General features: G+C 60.9%; 6 protein-coding genes. 1 reads left to right on the forward strand and 5 read right to left on the reverse strand.

Annotated elements, in window-relative coordinates; genetic code table 11:
• Positions 1 to 280 precede the first annotated feature (280 nt).
• The gene (locus tag ACSQ84_RS23890; RefSeq protein WP_436214176.1) at positions 281 to 15,649 is read right to left on the reverse strand and encodes a cadherin domain-containing protein; all 15,369 of its coding nucleotides are present in this window, start codon (positions 15,647 to 15,649) and stop codon (positions 281 to 283) included.
• Between ACSQ84_RS23890 and ACSQ84_RS23895 the strand changes: the two genes are divergently transcribed.
• Positions 15,644 to 16,027: a hypothetical protein gene (locus tag ACSQ84_RS23895; protein ID WP_436214177.1), complete on the forward strand. Its 384-nt coding sequence runs from the start codon at positions 15,644 to 15,646 to the stop codon at positions 16,025 to 16,027. The two genes, ACSQ84_RS23890 and ACSQ84_RS23895, sit on opposite strands and share 6 nt — an antisense overlap.
• A 1,130-nt stretch (positions 16,028 to 17,157) precedes the next feature.
• On the opposite strand, the gene ACSQ84_RS23900 is transcribed toward ACSQ84_RS23895, so the two are convergent.
• The 4 genes from ACSQ84_RS23900 to ACSQ84_RS23915 all read right to left on the reverse strand — a co-directional run bounded on the left by ACSQ84_RS23900 (position 17,158) and on the right by ACSQ84_RS23915 (position 22,642).
• Positions 17,158 to 18,501, reverse strand: coding sequence for a hypothetical protein (locus ACSQ84_RS23900; protein WP_436214178.1), 1,344 nt, complete (start codon positions 18,499 to 18,501; stop codon positions 17,158 to 17,160).
• A gap of 291 nt (positions 18,502 to 18,792) precedes the next feature.
• Positions 18,793 to 20,394, reverse strand: a complete 1,602-nt coding sequence (locus ACSQ84_RS23905) for a toll/interleukin-1 receptor domain-containing protein (protein ID WP_436214179.1) — start codon at positions 20,392 to 20,394, stop codon at positions 18,793 to 18,795.
• A 237-nt stretch (positions 20,395 to 20,631) separates the two neighbouring features.
• On the reverse strand, positions 20,632 to 22,125 hold the full coding sequence (locus tag ACSQ84_RS23910) for an NAD-dependent succinate-semialdehyde dehydrogenase (protein ID WP_436214180.1): 1,494 nt from the start codon (positions 22,123 to 22,125) through the stop codon (positions 20,632 to 20,634).
• Positions 22,126 to 22,321: 196 nt separating this feature from the next.
• Positions 22,322 to 22,642, reverse strand: a complete 321-nt coding sequence (locus tag ACSQ84_RS23915) for a hypothetical protein (RefSeq protein WP_436214181.1) — start codon at positions 22,640 to 22,642, stop codon at positions 22,322 to 22,324.
• Positions 22,643 to 22,855 lie beyond the last annotated feature (213 nt).

Raw genomic sequence — 22,855 nt, forward strand, 5'->3', positions numbered from 1 at the left:
TGTGGCTTGCTGAGATGCAATCGCATCACCCGAAATATCGGGCCGCCGCGGACGCTGCGCCGCGTTCAGTTCGGCCTGCCCAAGCTGGTTGTCGCTAGATTTTCTTTGATCTCCGGGTGCTCACATCGGGCACACGCCGTCCTCTAACCAATTGAAAAGCTTAAACTCTCGCTCCAATCCATCATGGGCGAGCTTGAGCCAACTCCAGCCTACACCTTCCAATGAAATCCACGATCGTGCGTTTCGAAGCAACCGCGATGTACGAGGAACTGCTCAGCGATCAATTGAGAAGGAAGTCGCTCGCAAACGTAATGTGGCCTGGCATGATGCCTTCGAGCCAGACCTCGGAAGTACCGAACTGTACCAGCACGCCGCCCTCGGTATATTCTGTGATCGTGATGTTTTGCGCGGCGTTCGCCGCGGTAATGCCGGTACCTCGCATGTCGATCAGATCGCTGCCATCGGTGAAGTCGTCGACCTGAAGGTTACCGCTGGCAGCATTGAAGATCAGCGTATCCTGGCCTGCCCCCGTCGTGATCCAGTTGGTTCCGCCCTGACCGTCGAAGATATCGTTGCCGTCCTCGCCCTGGAGCACATCATCCCCGGCGCCGCCAAGCAGCGTATCGTTGCCGGCGCCACCGAACAGCACATCATTGCCGCTGTTGCCGGTGATGACATTGTTCAGACCATTGCCGCTGGCGGTTAACGCAGCCGCAGTCGTCGCCTTTACATTCTCGACATCGGCTCCGAGCGTGTAGCTTGCGAGTGACGTTCGTACTTCGTCGACCCCCTCGCTGAGGCCTTCGTTGACAACGTCGCTGGCTGAATCGACGATGTAGATATCGTTGCCGGTTCCACCGGCCATGGTGTCGTTGCCGGTACCGCCATCCAAGGTATCGTTACCGCCAAGGCCATTCAGCGTATCGTTGCCGCCAAGACCGTTCAGGATGTCTTCCTCGCTGCTGCCGTTCAACGTGTTTGCCGAGGAGGTGCCGTTCAGGGTGCTTCCGAAGACGTTGGTTAGGTTCAATGTGAAAGCCTTGTCAAAAGTCAGCCCGCCCTGGTCGGTAACCCGTACCGTCACGCCATGCGATGTCGCGGCCTCGTAGTCGAGCAGCGCGTCATTGACGACCGTGATCTGGCCCGAGGTCGCATTGATCGCGAACCGTCCACCGGCAGTGTCGGTCAGCGAGTAGCTCAGAATCGCCCCCGTATCCGGATCGACGCCGCTTACCGTGCCCACAACCGCACCGTTCGTCGCGGTCTCCGCGATTGTGCCGCCCGTCAGCGTCGCGTTGGTCGGGGCGTTGTTGGCCGTGTCGGCCACGTCGATCACTGCGATCGCAAATGCCTTGTCGAAGGTCAGCCCAGCCTGATCGGCGGTGCGCACCGTCACGCCGTACGATGTGGCAGTCTCGTAGTCGAGCAGCGTGCCGTTGGCCACTGAGATCTGGCCCGTACTCGTGTTGATCGCGAACCGTCCGCCGGCGTTGTCGGTCAGAGAGTACGTGAAGGTCGCCCCGGCATCTGGATCGATCCCCGCTACCGTTCCGACCACCGTGCCATTGGCCGAATTCTCCGCAACCGAACCGCCTGTCAGCGTGGCGTTGCTCGGGGCTTCGTTGACGTCGGTGAGGTTCAGGGTGAAGACCCTGTCGAAGGTCAATCCGCCCTGGTCGGTAACGCGAACCGTCACTCCATGCGACGTGGCAGCCTCGTAGTTGAGCAGCGCGCCGTTCGCCACCGTGATCTGTCCGGTGGTCGCGTTGATCGCGAACCGCCCACCGGCATTGTCGGTCAGCGAGTAGCCGAGCACCGCGCCCGCATCCGGATCGACACCGGTGACGGTACCGACCGACGTTCCGTTCGCCGCGTTCTCCGCAATCGATCCGCCGCTCAGCGTCGCGTTGGTGGGCGCGTTGTTGCCGGCCGACGGATCGAAAATGAAGTCGTCAGCGAAGGTGATATTGCCAGGCATGATTCCCGCGAGCCAGACCTCGGAGGTGCCGAATTGTACCAGCACGCCGCCCTCGGCAAACTCCGTGAGCGTGATGTTTTGCGCGGCGGTCGCGAGGGTGATGCCGGTGCCGCGCATGTCGATCTTGTCGCTGCTGTTGCTGAAATCATCGACTTGCAGGCTGCCGCTGCCGGCCTTGAAGATGATTGTATCCAGACCGGTTCCGGTCGTGATCCAGTTGGTTCCGCCTTGACCGTCGAAGATATCGTTGCCGCCCTCGCCCTGGAGCACGTCATCCCCGACGCCGCCAAGCAGCGTATCGTTGCCGGCGCCGCCGAACAGCACGTCGTTGCCGCTGTTGCCGGTGATGATGTTGTCCAGGCCATTGCCATTGCCGGTCAACGCCGTCGCCGTGGTCGCCGTGAGGTTCTCGACATTGGCCGCGAGCGTGATGCTCGCCAGCGCGGTGCGCACCTCGTCGATGCCCTGGTTGAGGGCTTCAGTAACGACGTCGCTGGCGGAGTCGACGATGTAGATGTCGTTGCCGGCGCCGCCGGCCATGGTGTCGTTGCCCGTGCCGCCGTCCAGGGTATCGTTGCCCGCAAGACCGTTCAGGGTATCGTTGCCGCCGAGGCCATTGAGGATGTCCTCCTCGGCGCTGCCGTTCAGGGTGTTCGCCGAGGAAGTCCCGTTCTGCGTGCTGCCGGCGACGTTGGTCAGGTTCAGGGTGAACGCCTTGTCGAAGGTCAGCGTGCCCTGGTCGGTAACGCGCACCGTCACGCCATGCGACGTCGCTGTCTCGTAGTCGAGCAGCGCGCCGTTGGCGACCGTGATCTGGCCCGTGGTCGAATTGATGGCAAACCGGCCGCCGGCATTGTTTGTCAGCGAATAGGTCATGGTCGCACTGGCATCGGGATCGGTTCCCGCGATCGTCCCGACAACCGTGCCGTTCGCCGCATTCTCGGCGACGGAGCCGCCGGTCAACGTCGCATTGCTCGGCGCTTCGTTGACGTTGGTGACACCAAGCGTGAAGGCCTTGTCAAAGGTCAGGCCGCTCTGGTCCGTGACCCGCACGGTCACACCATGCGAGGTGGCGCTCTCGAAGTTCAGCAGCGTACCGTTCGCCACCGTGATTTGACCGCTGGTCGAATTGATCGCGAACCGCCCACCGGCGTCGTTGGTCATTGAGTACGTCAAGGTAGCACCGGCGTCGGGATCGACACCCGCCACCGTTCCGACCGCCGCGCCGTTGGCGGCGTTCTCGGCGATCGTGCCGCCAGTCAACGTCGCGTTGGTCGGGGCTTGATTGACAGCGTCGGCTACATCGGTCACCGCAATCGTGAGTGCCTTGCCGAAGGTCAACCCGGCCTGGTCGGTGACGCGCACCGTCACACCATGCGAGGTCGCAGTCTCGAAGTCGAGCAGCGCGCCGTTCGCCACCGTGATTTGACCGGTGGTCGAATTGACTGCGAACCGCCCACCGGCGTTGTCGGTCAGGGAGTACGTCAAGGTCGAACCCGCGTCGGCATCGACACCCGCCACCGTTCCGACCACCGCTCCGTTCGCCGAATTCTCGGCGATCGTGCCACCCGTCAGTGTCGCGTCGGTTGGCGCCTCGTTGTCGTTGATGACGCTGAGCGCGAAGGCCTTGTCAAGGGTCAACCCGGCCTGGTCGGTGACGCGCACCGTCACACCATGTGACGTTGCGCTCTCGAAATTCAGCAGCGTCCCATCCGCCACCGTGATTTGGCCAGTGGTCGAATTGACCGCGAACCGCCCACCGGCGTTGTCGGTCAGGGAGTACGTCAGGCTCGAACCCGCATCGGGATCAACACCCGCCACCGTTCCGACCACCGCGCCGTTCGCCGAATTCTCGGCGATCGAACCGCCCGTCAGGGTCGCGTTGGTCGGGGTTTCGTTGATGTTGGTAACGGCAAGCGTGATGACCTTGTCGAACGTCAGCCCGGCCTGGTCGGTGACGCGCACGGTCACATCGTGCGTGGTGGCGCTCTCGTAGTTCAGCAACGTGCCGTTCGCGACCGTGATCTGGCCGGTGGTCGCGTTGACGGCGAACCGGCCGCCGGCATTGTCGGTCAGGGAGTACGTCAAGGTTGCGCCGGCGTCGGGATCGACACCGGTCACGGTTCCGACCACCGCACCGTTGGCCGCGTTCTCGGCGATCGTGCCGCCCGTCAGCGTCGCATTGGTCGGGGTTTCGTTGACATTGGTAAGGTTCAGCGTGAAGGCCTTGTCGAAGGTCAGGCCGCCCTGATCCGTGACCCGCACCGTCACCCCATGTGAGGTCGCGCCCTCGTAATTCAGCAGCGTGCCATTCGCCACCGTAATCTGGCCAGTGGTTGCATTGATCGCGAACCGGCCACCGGCATTGTCGGTCAGCGAATAGCTCAGAACAGCCCCCGCATCCGGATCGATACCCGTGACCGTACCGACCGATGTTCCGTTCGCCGCGTTCTCCACAGTCGAACCGCCGCTCAACGTCGCGTTGGTCGGGGCGTTATTGACCGCATCGGCTACGTCAGTCACCGCGATCGTAAATGCCTTGTCGAAGGTCAACCCGGCCTGGTCAGTGACGCGCACTGTTACGCCGTGCGAAGTCGCGGTCTCGAAGTCGAGCAGCGTGCCGTTCGCCACCGTGATCTGCCCGGTGGTCGCGTTGACGGCGAACCGGCCGCCGGCATTGTCAGTCAGGGAGTATGTCAGCGTCGCGCCCACGTCGGGATCGACGCCCGCCACCGTTCCGACCACTGAACCATTCGCCGAATTCTCGGCGATCGTTCCGCCCGCCAGCGTGGCATTGCTCGGCGCCTCGTTGACGTTGGTCACGTTCAGGGTAAAGGCCTTGTCAAAGGTCAGCCCAGCCTGATCGGTGACCCGCACCGTCACGTCATGCGTGGCGGCGCTCTCGTAGTTCAGCAACGTGCCGTTCGCCACGGTGATTTGACCGGTGGTCGAATTGACCGCAAACCGTCCGCCGGCGTTGTCGGTCAGGGAATACGTCAAGGTCGCGCCTGTGTCGGGATCTACGCCCGCAACAGTTCCGACCACGGCGCCATTCGCCGTGTTCTCGGCGATCGTACCGCCTGTCAAAGTGCTGTTACCTGGCGCCTCGTTAACGTTGGTCAGGTTCAGGGTCAAAGCCTTGTCGAAGGTGAGCCCGCCCTGGTCGGTAACCCGCACCGTTACACCATGCGAGGCAGCGCCCTCGTAGTTCAGCAGGGTGCCGTTAGCCACCGTGATCTGGCCCGTGGTCGAATTGATCGCGAACCGCCCCCCGGCATTGTCGGTCAGTGCGTAAGTTAGGACCGCTCCTGCGTCGGGATCGACACCCGTCACCGTGCCAACCACTGCGCCATTCGCTGAATTCTCGGCGATGGTGCCGCCGGTCAACGTTGCATTGGTCGGCGCTTGATTGCCGGCCTCGTTAACGTCGGTCACCGGGACCGTGAACGTCTTGTCGAAGCTGAGCCCGTCCTGATCGACCACACGGACGGTCACGCCATGCGAAGTCGCCGCCTCGTAGTCGAGCAGCGTCCCATTGGCCACGGTGAGTTGACCTGTGGTCGAGTTGATCGCGAAGCGTCCCCCCGCATTGTCGGTCAGCGAATAGGTCAGCGCCGCACCGGCATCCGGATCGACGCCGGTCACTGTTCCGACCACCGCGCCGTTCGCCGAATTTTCCGCGATCGATCCGCCGACCAGCGTTGCGTTGGTTGGGGCTTCGTTGATGTTGTAAACGGCCAGACTGAAGGTTTTATCGAAGCTGAGATCGCCCGGATCGGTGACGCGCACCGTCACATTATGTGAGGTGGCGCTTTCGTAGTTGAACAACGCTGCGTTTGCGACCGTGATCTGGCCCGTGGTGGCGTTGATCCCGAACCGGCCGCCGGCATTATCGATCAGCGAATAGGTGAACGTCCCGGTGCCGTCAGGATCGACACCGGTGATCGTACCTACCCACGTTCCATTGACGGTAGTCTCTTCAATCCCGCCGCCAAGCAAGGTTGCGTTGGTGGGGGCCTGGTTGCTGGTCCGATTGCCGATTGCCGTCCGGTTCCAGACCGTCCGATCGCTGAAAACAATTTCCTCGATACCGTAAGTGCCGCTGGAACTGAACTGGTCCGTGACCGTGATGTCCGCGCCGGTGGCGTTCACATGAATCACGAGATTGTTGCCGGATTTCAGCAACGTGATCTGCGATGGGGTCAGGTCGCGCAGTTTTAGCGTGTCGATTTCGTTCCAGCTATCGACCTCGTTGATGACGTCGTTGCCGTCGCCGGTGTGGTAAATGTAGATGTCGTCGCCGAAACCGCCGGCGATGGTGTCATTACCGGCCTTGGAATCCAAGGTCTCGGCAAGAGAGGTTCCCGTGATGGTCTCCGCTGCGGCCGTCCCGTTGATCAAGTGGGCATCGGCAGCGGCGGCCTGGGCGTGCGACAGGATCGCGGCATAGTTCCAGACGCTATTGTCCGAGAAACGGATCTGGTCCGCGCTGTACTCGGCGCCGATCAGCCGGCCCTGAAGCACGACTGTGCCGTCACTGCTGGGATCGTTGGTGGTAATAATCAGATCGTTCTCGTTAGCCGCCCTGGTTACCCGCACATCGGCAGCGAGAATATTGGCAAGATGCAGCGTATCGACATCCTCGACCAGGCCGCCATCCTGAATGATCTTGGTCTCCGGCGCACGCCAGAACGCATAGGTGTCGTTTCCGGCGCCACCGATCAGGGTATCGTTGCCACGGCCGCCGTCGAGGGTATCGTCGCCGAGACCCGTACTGATGACTTCATTTGCCTGGAAGCCAATAACGGTATCGTTTCCATTCGTCGAGTTCTGCGCCAGATACCGGGTGCCCAGGCTGCCGCCCTGCCAGGATCCGGAGTCACCGCCGAAAGTTATGGAAGTGAACGCGACCGCCTCGAAACCATAGGCCGCACCGGCGACAACCAGCTTGTCCGTCGTTCCGGCAATCGAGAATACCGTGTCGATGACCCGCTGATTATTGACGTCGAGATGGCTGGTCCGGGACAGAACGATATCCGTCGACGAGACCGTGTTGTTGAACTGAATGCGATCGACGATATTCTGGAAAATTCCGTCGAACGCATCATAGATCGTGTCGATACCATAACCACGCCCGAACACATAGATATCCGCGCCGGTATGGCCATGAAGCTCGTCATTGCCGGCGCCGCCATCCATCAAATCCGCTCGGTTCGGAAAGCCGTGGATAATGTCGTTGCCGGAGGTCGATGCCAGAAATCCGGCGATGAGCGACGTCGGAGTCCAGACCGTGCCGTCCACGAACCGAAATTCGTCGATCGTGTTTGTGACATCGAATTCCCAATTGATGGTCAGACGTTCCCCAGTTGGGACGTACGTCATGAAAAGCTGATAGCCTGCAGCTTCGTTGCCATAGGGCCCGATATGTGAAAGCGCGAAGTCCTGCGAGCTTATGCCGATCCCGAACTCAACGGTGTCGAAGCTGGTGATAGAGTATTCCGAGATGGTGTCGTTGCCATCTCCCACGTTCCAGACGTAGGTATCGTTGCCGCTATTTCCCATCAGAAGGTCGTCACCCTTCTTACCCAGGATGCGTTCGTCGTTTGCCGTACCGGTCAACGTCTCCGCGGCATCGGTTCCCTGGATCAGGTTACCGGGATTGACCAGTTGATCGATTTGCGCGCGGTTCAGTACCGTGCCATCGGCAAATTCAAACCGGTCAATGCCCTGTGAAACGTCGTCGCGGATCGCGTATTGGCGGTAGATCCTGATGCTGTCGGAGGTTCCTGCGATTTCCACCAGCAGGCTGCCAGCCTGTGGCGGCGGCACCAGCACATCGGGATTCTCCGTGTTGCGCGTAAACACCAGATCAACCGGCCTGATGCCCGCACCAAAACGCAGCGTATCAACGCCGTTACTGCCGTATATATAGCTGTAGCTGTCGATGATCCGGTCATCACCGTCGCCGAGATTGAAAACGTAGGTATCATCACCGGCCTCGCCATAGAGATCGTCATTGCCGGTTCCGCCGATCAGGGTGTCATCGCCTTCCCGCGCGAACAGCCGATCGTTGCCGGCACCTCCCGACACAACATTTCCTGAATTGTCGCCGGAGAGAACGTCATTGCCGTTGCCACCGGTGGCAACGCGGGCGGCGAGATCCGCAGCCGTCCAAACGGTGCCATCGGCGAACCGCACCTGCTCGATCACGTGCTCAAAATTGTCCCACCTGTCGTTCGCCAGCTGGTTCTGAATGCGTACGGAATCGCCGGTCGACCCGACCGTGAGAATGATGTCGGATTCGTAAAAGTCGGTGGCCAGCGTCGGATCACTTGAATCGAAACGTATCCCGTTATTGCTGAAGGGATCCTCAAGAACAACGCTCACATCCGAGGCGGCAATGCCGACGCCAAAGCTGATCGCGTCGCCGACGGCATTGACCTCCACGCTCGGCGCGGTCGCATACCGGCTGGTTATCGTGTCATGACCGAAGCCGCCGCTGAAGAAATAGGTGTCCGGACCTTCGCGACCCTGGAACGTGTCGTTGCCGCCAAATCCAATGAGGATGTCGGGACCGAGCGCTCCAGTCAAACTATCGCTACCCTCGGTGCCCAGAACGATCGTTCCGGGATTCGGACCGCGAATGGCCAGGTTCAGGATCGTCGTGGTGGCCGCACCCTGCGCATCGGTTGCGGTCAGCGCAACGCGATAGACGTGGACCCCCTCATTGTCGCCGACTGAACCATAATCCGGCGTTCCCGAAAACGTTCGCGTCCGCGGATCGAAGGAGAGCCATGACGGAAAAGCGGCACCGTCCGCCATCTGCGCCGTGAGGCTCACCCCGCCACCGTCATCGGCGAAGGTGTCGGATGGAACGGTGAAGCTGAAGAAATCTTCGCGATCAACAGCTACCCCGGCGAGCGCGTGCATGATAACCGGCGCGTCGTTGACGCCGTTGATGAGGACGAACATGTCACGATAGACGCTGGCGCCCGAATTATCGGTAGCGACAATGCGAATAGCGATCATCCCGACGTCCTTGCCATCGGGCGTACCGGACAAAGTTCGCGTTGCCGGATTGAACACAAGCCAATCCGGAAGGGCCGAGCCGTCGCTCATCTGGGCAACCAGGGTCAATGCGCCGCCCGCGTCGACGTCGGTAAACAGTCCCGCTGGAATCGCGTAGCTGAACACGCTGTCTTCGTTGGTGACGAAGCTCTCCAGCGCGTCGTTGGCGACCGGCGCATCGTTGACGTTGTTGACCTTCAACGTGAAGTTTGCCGCGGCCGTCAGACCGCGGATGTCGGTTGCGGTGACGCGGACCGTGAGCTGGGCCACGTTCGCGTTCGCCGGTGTACCCGAGAACACGCCAGTGACCGGATCGAGCGTAAGCCAGCTTGGCAACGCGGCGCCGCTGGAAAGCTTGGCCGTATAACGCAAGTGGTCGCCGGCCGTGTCGCTGAAGGCGTTCACCGGTATCTGGAACGAGTATGCCAGATCCTCGGTCGCATTCTGGATGCCTATCGCGGTACCTACAGTCGGCGCGGTATTCCCTGTCGTTCCGACGAAAATGCCGAAATGCGTCGTGGTGGATGCTGTTCCATCCGACGCCGTAATCACGACATCGAGCGGTCCCCTGTTGGCGGTAGAGGGAGTACCGGAAAAGGTACGGGTCGCGGCATTGAAGGTAAGCCAGGACGGCAGGGCTGCACCGCTGCCGAGCGCGGCCGTATAGGTCAACGTCTGCGTCGTAACGCCTGGCAAGCCGTTATCCGGATCGATAAACTGGTTGGCCGCGAACTGGTACGAGAAGGCCGATCCGACCGTCGCCGCCCTGTTGGGGATCAGCGTGGCCAGGATCGGAGCGTCGTTGACGTTGGTCACGTTGATCGTGAAGTCGCTATTGACGCTGTCACCGGATGCATCGAACGCGGTGAGCCGCACCTGAACCGGTGTACCGACATCGGCATTGGCCGGCGTTCCCGAGAACGCAAAGCCGTCGAAGCGAAGCCAGGCCGGCAACGCCGCGCCGCTGACCTGTGTCGCCTTCAACGTGATGGTGTCGCCGACATCGCTGTCCGCGAACATGTTGGCGGGAACCACAAAATTGAACGCAGCATTCTGCGCCACGGTTTTCGTGGTGACCGGCGTCACCACGGTCGGTGCGTGATTACCCGCAGCCGCCGCGATATCGGCCGTAAACAGAACCGTGCCATCGGCAAGCTGAACCTGGCCGATCTTGGCGCCGCCGCCGGCGAAGTGGTTCTGAACCGTAATCTTGTCGGTCGTGCCCCGAATCGAGATGACGAGATCGTTGGGGTTGGTTCCGCGCGCCAGATCAATATCCGCGGCCCCGATCCCGGCGCCGAACTCGATCCGATCAAGCCCCACTGCCGTGCCGCTGTCGGCTATCGTGTCCTGGCCATCCCCACGATTGAAGACATAGACATCGGCGCCGTCGCGGCCGTCGATGGTATCGTTTCCGGTGCCGCCGGTGATTCGGTCGGCCACCGTCGAACCCTTGATCGTATCGGCCCCCGACGTCTGCGCCAGTGCCATCAGCTTCTGGTCGAAATCGACACGGCCCCAAACGGTGCCATCGGCGAACGTCACGGATTCGATGCCGGTTGTGCCGCCGGCGGCAAGTTGCGCCTTGATGGTGACGGTTTCTCCGCCGCCGATATCGACGACAAGGTCGGTCGGGTCGACCGATCCCTCGCGCAGCGTCACCTGAGCTGTCGTGATGCCGCTGCCAAGCACAAGGCGATCATTGCCATTGTTCGCGAGCTCGACGATCGTGTCCTGGCCGTCCCCGCGATTGAACAGATAGCTGTCGCCACCCGCACCGCCCGTCAGCGTATCATTGCCAAGACCGCCGGCCAGCGTCTCACCGAAGATGGTGCCGGTGATCGCGTCGGCTCCGGTCGTCGTCTTCGCGGCAAGGAACGCGTTGGCGAGATCGGTCTTCGACCATACCGTGCCATCCGCGAACACGACCTTGTCGACGCCGCTGGTCGCATCCGAGAACACGCCCTTGAGCGTCACGATGTCGCCCGCCGATAGCGTCAGAATGGCATCGTTGGCGTCGACCGCCGAGCGGGTGACGGCAACGTTGCCGGTCCGGATGCCCGTGCCGAATTCGAGGCGATCGTTGCTGCCGCCGGAATCGGTGAGGGTATCCTGACCACCGCCCGTGCTGAACGAATACCGGTCGTTGCCGCTGCCACCGGCCAGCGCATCGTTGCCCGCTCCGCCATTGACGATATCGTCGCTGCCGTCGAAGCCATTGATGGTGTCGTTGCCGCTGGTTGCGGCCTGCGACATGACCCGCGCCCTGATGTCGGCGGTCGACCAGACGGTGCCGTCCTCGAATTGAACCGTGTCGATACCTTGAAAGCCGTTGCCGAACTGGCCCGTGACATCCAGGCGATCGGTCCCCGATGTAAAGGTGATGCCGAGATCGAGACCGCCGGCGCCGGCGCGCGAAAACACGACCTCTGCCGGCGTATAGCCGTTGAGAACGAGATCGTCGCTCCCGGAATGGAAAAACGGGCGCGGGCTGGTGACGCGATCCTGTCCGTCTCCCTTCAGGAAGACATAGGTATTGCCCTGATCGTCGCCGGTCAGGGTGTCGTTGCCGCGCCCGCCGTAGACCAGGCTGGTGCCGCCGCTGGCCGCGGTCGGGCCTGCATTATCAGTGCCGCTGGTCGCGCCGGACAACGCATCCAGAATCTGTGTCGCCGATACCGCGACCCCGTCGATCACAACGCTGGACAGCATTCCCGAACCGAGGAAATCTTTGACCGTGATCTGATCGGCCGGATTGACGGTAAAGCCAACGACGAGATCGCGCCCGTTAAGCGCGTAATGCACGTCGCTCTGGGTAATTCCGCCGCCGAGAACCAGCGTTTCGACTTCACCCAGGGTTCGTTCGCTCGCCGCCTGAATGGTATCCTGGCCATCTCCGCGGTTGAATACATAGGTGTCGTTGCCGGCGCCCCCGGTCAGCGCGTCGTCGCCGGTGCCACCGGTCAGCGTATCGTTGCCGGCGTGGCCGTACAGCCGGTCATTGTCGGCGCCGCCATTGAGCTGGTCGTTGCCGCCCTCGCCGTACAGGATATCCGCGCCCGCATCGCCGGTGACGACGTCGTTGCCGGTCCCGGCGTATATGATGTCGTTGCCGATGCCGCCGCCGATGGTATCGATCCCGGCGCCGCCGAGCAGGATGTCATTGCCGGCGTCGCCGGTCACGAGATCATCGCCATCGCCGGCATTGACGAGATCGTCGCCGTCGTTGCCATGCACTGTATCGGCGCCGGCGTCCGCCGTGATCGTGTCCGCGGCTGTCGTACCGGTCAGGGTCTCCGCCGCGGTGGTGCCATTGACCGCATTCGTCGCCGTCTGCGCGCGATTGGCGATCGCGTTGATCTGGTTAAACGCCAGCAGCGTTCCATCCCCGAATGCGAAATTCTCGATGGAGGCAAGGTTGGCGTCGTAAAGATCGCGATGGTTCTGGATGGTGATTTTGTCGGTGGATCCAAGCCGCGACAGAATCAGATCGTAGGTGCCGGGAGCCGACCAGGCAATCGAGAAATCCGCGAGGTTATAGCTCGAGAAGGCAAGCCTATCGCGATGCGAATCGCCATCGGGAGTGGGATAGCTCGGGATAATGAAGGTCGTATCCCTCACGACGTCCTGTCCGAACGACGCCCCGAACTGATAGGTGACTTGACCGCTGCCGAACAGCGTATCGTTGCCCGCACCACCATCCAGAACGTCGGCGCCACGATTGCCTATGATCGTGTCGTTGCCCATCCCGCCGTTGATGGTGTCGGCGCCGGCGGTTCCGATGACCACATCGTCACCACCGGTGGAGAGCGCAGCCAGATAGCGCTGGTCGATATCCGTGCGGGTCCACACGGTCCCGTCGGTAAATGCTAATCTATCCAACCCTAGATTGCTTTCGGAGGCAGCAAAATACGAGTCGACCGTGATAGTGCCGCCATTCGTTCCGGCAACGTTAACGACCAGTTGCCCTTGGGCGTTCATCGAGAAAGTGACGTCCGACGCTGTGATACCTGTCCCGAACGCAATCCGGGTGAGATCGCCGTCTTTCTCGAACGCGCTGGAAGTTATGCGATCGTTGCCGTCACCGCGATTCCAGACGTAACCATCGTTGCCCGAATTGGCGTGGAAGATATCGTTGCCGGCGCCGCCCCGCATGATCTCGTCGTTCGGCGATCCCAGGATCACGTCGTCACCGGGCGTACTGGCATGATCGATATAGAATTTGAGCAGGTCTTCGCGGCTCCACACCACGCCGTTGTCAAACACCAGTTGCTGCGGTCCGATCGTGTCGGCGTTGGCGAAGGGATCGCCGAACGATGCATAGGCGGACGCATTGCGGAACGTGATCTGATCGAGGGTGCCGGCGATCTTGATCACCAGGTCGCCATAGAGATTGCCGGCCTCGGGGTCGTTGTAGACCACGCGCTGGATGACGATATCGGAGGGCAGGATTCCGGACCCGAGCTTCAACGTATCGGTATTGGATGCGGCTTCGATGATGTCCTGGCCGTCGCCGCGATCGAAAATGTAGGTGTCGTTGCCGTTGATGAGGTTGTCGATCACGATGTGATCGTTGCCGCGGCCACCGGTGATGACGTCGTCGCCGGCATCGTTGAGAATGGCATCGTCGCCGTCGCCGCCGTTCAGCCAGTCATTGCCGCCGCCGCCGAGAATCGTATCGTTGCCGGCTCCGCCATTCAGGATGTCGTTGCCCTCGCCGCCGCTGACGACGTCGACGCCGCCGCCGGCATTGATGACGTCGTCCCCGTCCAGCCCGTAGATATCCTCGTCGATGTCGATGCCGTCGAGGGTATCGGCATCGGCCGTACCCGTGATGGTGGTCGCAGCGGTTCCACCAGCTTCCTCCGGCACCACCGAGATATCGGGCTCATCGGCGGAGTTTTCCGGCGTAAACGTTCCGCTGACGCTCTCGAAGGTCCAGAGCGCCTGCTCTTCGGCTGACAGCGTGGACCAGTTCTTGATCAGGATCGTATCGCCATCGCCATAGGTGACGAGCAGATCATAGTTGCCGCCGTCGCCGGCCACCTGCTGCTTGCTGATCGACGAGACATCGAGGCCGTCGACGAAGCGGATCACCGCTCCTTCGGGTGACAGATCCTCGATGACGTCGTGACCGTCGCCGACGGCGAAGACATAGGTGTCGCGACCTTCGCCGCCCAGCAGATCGTCGTTGCCCTGATAACCGCGAATGAGGTCCTTGCCGCCGCCGCCCGCGAGATCATTGTCCTCGGAATTGCCGGCACGTACCAGTGGCGCCTCTTCGTCATCGCCGGCCATCGCTCTGGCAGTATTCTGATTCGCTTCGGGAGGCGCGACGATTCCGATTTCGGCCAGCCGCGTGCGAACGGTATCCAGCGACACGCCTTGCCAGGAATCCAGTTGGCCGTTCTTGTTGGTGCCGCTATCCAATCCGCGCCCGTAGCTGAAATGCTGGATCCGGATGCCATAATCGCCCTGCTTCCAGTTGTTGATGACGATGGTCTGGTCGTAGCCATCGGTCAGGGGATTGAGCGTGATCGTAAGGGTCCGGGTACCGTCCGCCGCGAGACTGCCGAGATCGTAGCGTTCGCCATAGACACCGATGATCGTCTGGTTGTAACCGGTGTTCCAACTTCCAGCGAACTTGCCGAGCGCGCCGAAAACGATCGGCGCGAAACTGGCTCCCACCACCGGGCCCATCGGGACCGCGTTCACCCCCGGGGCACTGCCGGTAAGTCCGGTCAAATATTTCACCGCAACGCCAACTTGACCGCCATACCAGACATTCACCCGATCATCGGTCGCAACCGCCGGGTACGTCTGGCTGCTGTTCATCAGATAGATTGGCTTGACGTTGCCATTGCTGACGAGATCGAACTTGTCGAAGTCGAACGACGCTCCCCCGGATAGTTGATGACCGTTGACTTTAATGATGGTGTTGGGACGCTCCTTTTCTTCGAAATCGGAGACTGTGCTCAGCGTTTGCCGCTGCGGTCCGGTCGCGCCTTCCGTCAAAAACTCGACTGTCATGAAGGCGCCCTTGTCCGTCACTTCCGGAAGTTCGGGCGCTGCTGCGGTATCCTTGATGCGATAAACTTCGTTGGAGCCCAGCTTCATTGCCAGGGTTATTCCAAGTTTCTGTGCGACCGCTGTATACTTGGCGACATCGTCCGCTTTGGCGAACTCGATGCGCTCCACACCGATCAGGGTATCGACAACCGTACTTCCGATGTGCACTTCGGCAACGGTCTGACCGGCAAGCACGGGGACGCGTTTTGCGACTAGCTCGAGCCGATAGCCTTCAAACTCGTCACCATATACCGCCGTGTCCTTGTCCGGACCGCCAATAAACGTAACGTTGCCCTGAAGCTGAACCGTCAATGGTTTGGCGATGTAGCGGTCTTCGCCAATCCCGCCAACGATCACGTCGTTACCGCCGCCCGACATCAGTATGTCGCCGCCGTCGCCACCGATGATGTAGTCCTTCACCGTCGATCCGGTGAGTGTATCGACACCCTCTCCGCCGACGATCACATGGGACTTATCGGCAAGATCGCCCGAGGCCGTGTAAGTCAAGCCGCCATTTACTGAACCCGCTTGCACGACAAGCACCTGCCAAGAAGGCAACGTAAGGGTACCGTTCGTGAGTGCAGCGACTGGGTCCTGGTCTCCTGGAATCCCAAGTGCTTTTCTAACAACAAGATCGGCGGCGGCCGGCACAAGCGCGGTCGACGGCTGAAAGCGCGCGGCCTTCCAGATTGCCACGTCAATCTCGCGTACTCCGAACGCTTGCCCCGTTATCGGATCCTTGAGAGCTGCCGGAGCGTTGGGATCGAGGTCGCCGCGATTTACAAGAATGCGTCCCGACGTCGCGGGATCTTCACCAAATACGTTGAGACCCTTGCTTCCAACGACGGGACCGCTCCCGGCTTTCGTCAAGGCGTCGCGAACGACCTGAAGGCCAAGCTTGACGACGCCTGAATGAAACGAAAAGCTATCTGCTGTGCCCGAAATGTCTTTCCCAACGGCACCGGCGGACAGCCAGGAACCAAACCGGGTGTGAAACTGAGTATAAAAATTCAGATCGGACACCAGCGCACGAAGCATGATTCCAGGATCGGGATCCGTGGAGGTATTGTCACGAGTCTGAGTGTTAAGTGGACCCGTGATTGCGGGAGTATTCAAGAACGCGCCACGCAATGATGCGTCCTTCGTAAGAAGGCCGTCGACGCCTCCGATCGGTCGGGAAATCCAACCAGTCTCATCATTCGTGGCAATAGTCCCGGAGTTAGTTCGGAGCAGGAGCGCGTGAAGGCTCATACTATGCTTCGCGAGGGCCTCAGCCCAGACGGACCCTCCACCTACATTGAAGGATACATCCAGAGGTTCGAAATGGTTTATCCCGTACTTCCCGGCCATCCAGCCAAAAGGTCCATCCTGTAGAAATGCGCGAAGCACCTCATCGACCAATCCGTACGACTTAATGTTTTGATAATTGTTACCAACCTGAGTATCCCGCGCTGCCTTGGCTGCGTCATAACGCGCTTTATCTGCCACGTAGGTGGGATCACTTAGATCAGGACCATTTGGACCGCTGGGTGGAACTGGCGGGCCCCCCTGCAATAACGTGACCTGGGCAGCAGTAAGGGAACTCGGAATGAACGTCGCCAACTCGCTGGTCGCTTTGAACGGCGCTGGTGCGTATACGAAGGCAGGCTGCCCATATTTTGCCGCCATCAGTCCGGCAAGACCACCGCCCAGCGAATGACCGGTGAATACGAGTTTTGAAACATCGAATCCGGGGCGGCTCATGATCTGATCTACGAACGCGATCGCAGCACTCAGTTGGGCAGATGGGGCATTTGCTTGCGCCAACGGGTAATTAGCGTCGTCAAAATCGCCGTTAAGCGGCGCTGCGAAATCCGTTCCTCGGAAAGCGATGACGGTCTTCCCATCAACGGTCCATTCCTCGGCATAAAAGCCGTTGGATGGGATGTCGGAGACGGCTCCGCGGCTCGCGCCCGGGACGATGCTCGGAATGTTCAGCGCCGAGTTCGCCGGCCCGCGCTGGTAGACGGCGTCACTGATCAACGCATATTTGGTTTCGTCTTTCATTGCATCCTCGCAAGTTCATGCGTCAGGGGGAAATCGTTCTTGAGCCAGAGATATTCGTCGCGTTCGACGATCACGGCGCCAGGAGCCATGCTTTTTGCTCCCGGCCAGATTCCGATCAATTTGCCGTCGATAAAGATGCGATGATCAGACGCCCGTATTTCTCCAATCGGCGGTTGGAAGTAGTAGCCAAACATGTCGCGGTAGCAGTAAGCAAATCCCTGGTCAGCGCCGTTCGCCGTGTCGGCATGAAGGTCGAACGAGCCTTGAATCTTCATTCGGTCGGTTGCCCACGGAAAACCTGTCTCAACGCGAACCGGGATTCGCAACCCCTGACCGGACGCCAACAATTCCGGATTGCGCTCGATATGGCCCACCCCTGAATTGCGGTTAACCCCCTTGCCTTCATAGAAGGTTGCGAGACCGCGCGGCTCCTCGCGATCAAGGACTCCCCGCCGCCTGGCCTCGGCTAGAAATCTTTTCCAGTATTGCGTGGCGTCCGGATTTTCCTCGAACACGATCGGTCGCACGGTCGACCACGCAAGCAGCCAGTAATGGGGACGGCCCGGCGGCCATTGCGCGCGGATCAATTCTTGCAGATCGGAGGGGATGGGGACCCGGAGAAAGGAATAACAAGACATGCGCAACAACAGTTTGCTGCGCGGATCTTCCTTTGGGAAAAACCCTTCCCCGCGGAAATAGCTCCATCCGTTGATGTGATCGTCCCGCCGATCTCCGATCGGGACAATGTTGTCCTTCCACCTGGTTTCGCGCCACGCCTTGTAATCGGCTTCGGTTGCTTCGGTAATAGTCGCGCGATGGAATTTCAGTTTTGAGACCGGCTGCTCGTAGGCGCGCTCGTGCAGATAGGCGACCAGAAACTCGAGATTGCCGGCATCCGGCGCCCAGAACACGACGGGAAGAAAATCGGCAGGAACCGGCTCCTTGACGATATCGCGGTCGCAAACGTTAGGGCTTTGAACCAGCACGCCCTCTCCGTTCTTTGTACGGACACCATAAATATAGGGCGCCCAGATCGCTTGGGCGCTACGCCCCTCCCCTGGAATCCGCCTCGTCTGCGAGCCGCAGGCGATGATGATTTCGATGTTGATCGGCTCATCACCGTGGGAAAGCTCAACATTAAAGCGGTAAAACCAACTGAACTTGATGCCTTCAGACGTAGCAGGCTGGCAGCTTGCCAGGGCCGTCGCCAAGACCAGCGTCACGATGACAAGCATCGCGCGCTTACACGTCGATTCCACGGTATGCAGAAATCCGCAACGATTGCTGCCCCGCAGCGCCCGGCGCCACGCTGCAATCAAGATGCCGCCCACCATCGCCATTGAGGAACCGCCTCAAGGGAAGCCTCAGTAACTGCCCACCAGTCAACTCAGCACCCAAGCGCAAACTTTGGCCGCTCGTATCAAAGTTGTAAAGTGATATCCCACATCCAGCACAAGAATCATGTGAGGATTGAAACCTGTCGCAAAAACGTAATCGATTTGGAACAAAAACTGTCTTTCATCGAATTCGAAGGATTCTATTTCTCATCAACGCAAGAGAAATCCCCGGAACCATTGTTCGAGTATGACGAAGAGCGTCGACAGATGAGCTTTCACGTAGACGAAGATCCTTCACGCCCTCCGCCCGCGGTCCTTCAAAGCGCTGCCGAAAAGTAACGAAAACCGCCGCATCACGCTTGACCACGTATGAAGGCCGAGACAGTGCAGGCGCCTATTGGCGGAGTTCTTTGACGACGATGTCATCCAGCTGAATACATGGCGCCCCGTCACCCAGGCAGGGGTCATCGCTCCGGATTTTGTATTCAAGCACATAGCGGCGGTTCTGGCAGGTTGCGAAAACCATTCAGGGCACCATCCCGGCACTCCAGCTTCAGCGCATACGTGTCCGGCGCCGGAATCGAGAACGCCGAGATCAAGCGGCATGCGCATCGCACTGACCAGTTTCAGCCCGTCCCCGGCGACGGCCCAGCTTCGGTGCTCGCCGAGGTCGATCCGGACCGCGTCGGCGCGGTCGCCGAAGAATTCGTAGAATGCCTGAAACAGCGGCCGCCAAACGTGATTGAACCAGCTCTTGCAGAAGCGCCGGCGCAGCCTGGTCATTTCGGCGGCGTCCTTCAGCGGCTCCTTGCCGTCGCGCGTGAACACGACGAACGGGCGCAGGCGGACGGATGCAGCATCGTCGAGCCTGACCACGGCACGCATCGCGAGATGCCAATGCGCGTTGAGCACCTTGCTGAAACCGACCACCTGCTTATAGGTCTGGCGGCCCTTGGCGTTGGTGTAGATCACGCGGTCGTCCGGAAGCAAATCCTTCGGGAAGAACATCACTGTCCCGGCTGACGCTTCGTACCGAAGCAGGCCGCGGGCGGCCAAATGCCCCTCGAACGCCTCGCGCAGCATCCGGACGGCTGCGTTGCTGGCGTCGCGCCGGTGCGGGCCGATAGGGTCGGTAAGTGCCCCTTGCAGAAAATCGGAAAACGGGACGCTCGCGCGCAGCGTCAAGGTGAATTCTGCGGGCAGATGCTCCTGAAGCTCGTGAGCAGCCGCGAAGCCTAGCAGGAGGCGATTGTGCCATGCGACCGGGTGCGGAACGCTCTTGACCGCCTCCTCGAATTTCCGGTTCTCGCCCTCGTATTCGTAGAACGAGATCTCCTCCGGAAGCCGCACGATCGGCGGGATGCTGGTGAGCAGCGATTCTTCGCCGCGTTCGACTACGACGTCGGAGCGGATGGACGCCTGCCGCCAGCGATCGAACTCGGGAGTTAGATCGGTGACGACGCGGGGGACGCCAACCTTCGTCAGGGTGTCGACCAGGTCGGCGAGCTTGGCACCCCACCCGCTGGTGAAGTCGATGGTGTTGAGCTGGTGGATCTGGATCGGCAGATCGCCGAACGCGACGTCGTCGATCCTCACCGGAATGATGAACTCGGGATCGTTCAGCAGTTTCCTGACGGTGTCGGCCACGGATATCTCGTTTCGGACCCCGCTGCGGTCGGGATGGCAGCTTGCCTTTGAGACCACGAAAACGACCTTGAGGGCCTTTTTGCGGATCGCGTCCTCAATGCTGATCCAGAACGGCGTTCCGCCAGCGAGGTCGAAGATGTCGGCCCAGACCTTGTAGCCGTATCCGGTCAGCCTCGTTCCCAGCCAGCGGACGAACTCGTTGTCGTCTGGCGTCGCGTGGCTGATGAAGATGACGTCACGCTCGGACATGGCTGGAACTTCCGTTTTCAGGCTCAAGTCCGGGCAACCGGCGTTTCGGGACCGCCGACGGCGCGCATGGTCAAAAGAGGAAGAATCTGTCGAATCAGGTCCCGCGATTGGCTCGCAATAGAAAACAATTCTCAGCGAACCGCAACGTTCGGTAGCAATATTGGCCAAAGACCCACCGACTCACTCTTAGACCGCCATCGACTCGGTGTTAATGTGCCGGCATAAGGGGCGAAGTGATCAAATCCCCGCCATCATCACGTATTTGATCTCGACATATTCTTCCATGCCGTGATGCGAGCCTTCGCGGCCGAGGCCCGACTCCTTGACGCCGCCGAAGGGGGCGACTTCGGTGGTGATGAGCCCGGTGTTGACGCCGACCATGCCGGACTCCAGCGCTTCGGCGACCCGCCAGACCCGGCCGAGGTCGCGCGAATAGAAGTATGACGCGAGACCGAACGGCGAGGCGTTGCACATCGCGATCACGTCGGCCTCGTCCTTGAAGCGGAACACCGGCGCCAGCGGGCCAAACGTTTCTTCATGAGCCACCAGCGCGTTGGGCTGGACGTTGGCGAGCACGGTCGGCTCGAAGAAGCTGCCGCCGAGCGCATGGCGCTTGCCGCCGGTGACGATTTTGGCGCCGCCCTTGACCGCATCCGCGATGTGCTTTTCGACCTTGTCGATCGCCGCCATGTTGATCAGCGGGCCCTGCACCACGCCTTGCTCGGTGCCGTCGCCGATCTTCATCGCCGCGACCTTGGCCGAGAGCTTTTCGACGAACTGGTCGTAGATCTTGTCCTGGGCGTAGATGCGGTTGGCGCAGACGCAGGTCTGGCCCATGTTGCGGTATTTCGAGACCATGGCGCCTTCGACGGCGGCATCGATATCGGCGTCGTCGAACACCACGAATGGCGCGTTGCCGCCGAGCTCCAGCCCGAGCTTCTTCACGCCGACCGCGGCCTGCTGATACAGGATCTTGCCGACTTCGGTCGACCCGGTGAAGCCGATGAAGCGCACCGCGGGGTGCTCGCACAGCACCTTGCCGATCGCCGAGGAGTTGCCGGTGAGAATATTGAACACCCCCTTCGGCACGCCGGCCTTCTCGGCCAGCGCCACCAGTGCCAGCGCCGTCAGCGGCGTTTCATTGGCGGGCTTGAGGACGACCGTGCAGCCGGCGGCCAGCGCCGGCGAGACTTTGCGGGTGATCATCGAGCACGGGAAATTCCAAGGCGTGATCGCGCCGCAGACGCCGATCGGCTGCTTGATCGCGAGCAGCCGCGCATCCGCGCGCTGGGTCGGGATGGTTTCGCCATAGACGCGGCGGGCTTCCTCGGCGAAGAATTCGACGTAAGCGCCGCCGATATCGACTTCGCCCAGCGCTTCCGCCAGCGGCTTGCCCTGCTCCGAGGTCAGGATCAGCGCAAGGTCCTCGCGGTTGGCGACGATCAGGTCGAACCATTTGCGCAGGATGTTGGAACGCGCCTTGGCGGTGAGTTTGGCCCAGGCCGGGAACGCGCGCTCGGCGGCTTCGACGGCTTGCGTTGTCTCCGCGGTGCTCATGACCGGTATTTTTGCCAGCTCAACGCCGTTGACTGGGTTGGTCACCGGCTTTGACGCCGTCCCGGTCCAGGCACCATCGATGTAGCACTGCTCGCGCAGCAGCGAGGGGTCCTTCAGGCGGTCGCGCAGAGAGGGGGCGGATTGCGAAGCGCGTGCGGCGACGGGCGGGTTCATGGCGTACTCCTCGGATTTTTTGGGGTATTAATCCGAGTATAGGCCCAATCCACCGGCAATGCATCGGCTGCAAACGCGCGGCTGGTGATCCGTCATTCCGGGGCGCGAAGCGAACCCGGAATCTCGAGGTTCCCCGATCCGCAATTGCGCATCTGAGGTTCGCTGCTTCGCATCGCCCCGGAACGACGGCGGGCTCTCAAGCCGCGCCGCTCATATAGGTTTCGCGGCGGCCGATCATGCGCTCCGCGGCGGCCTTGGCGTCGGCCCGCGATGAGGTCGCACAGGTGCGGTATTCGAGATCGGGCAGCTTTGTCGTAGCGCGGCGCGAGAACCATGATTTGGAACCGACCGCGAGCTGCGCCAACGCCTGGGCGACGTTGTCGACCGCCTCGAACGAATGCAGCGCGCCGGTACCGGCGTAGCGGACTTCATAGAGGCCGGGAGAAATCGGCGCCTCGATGTTCTCGCCGCGTCCGACGCGGGGATATCGTTTCCATTCACTCCAGGTCGAGATCATCGCGGCATCCTCGCAACGGGAAAGCTACAACCATTTTCATCAAATCATCCAGTCCGTAGGCAGCGTTTCTGCTGGAATCTGAATGTCTTACTTCAAAGAATCAGGGCCGGAAATCATTATCGAATCAACTTATCGTTTGCGCCGGGAGCGGTCACCGCTGCTGCCGCTCGTCCACCGCAAATTGTGGCGGAGTGTTGCAGTTTTGTGTCCGCC

Source organism: Bradyrhizobium sp. LjRoot220, assembly GCF_964252915.1.
Lineage (GTDB): Bacteria > Pseudomonadota > Alphaproteobacteria > Rhizobiales > Xanthobacteraceae > Bradyrhizobium.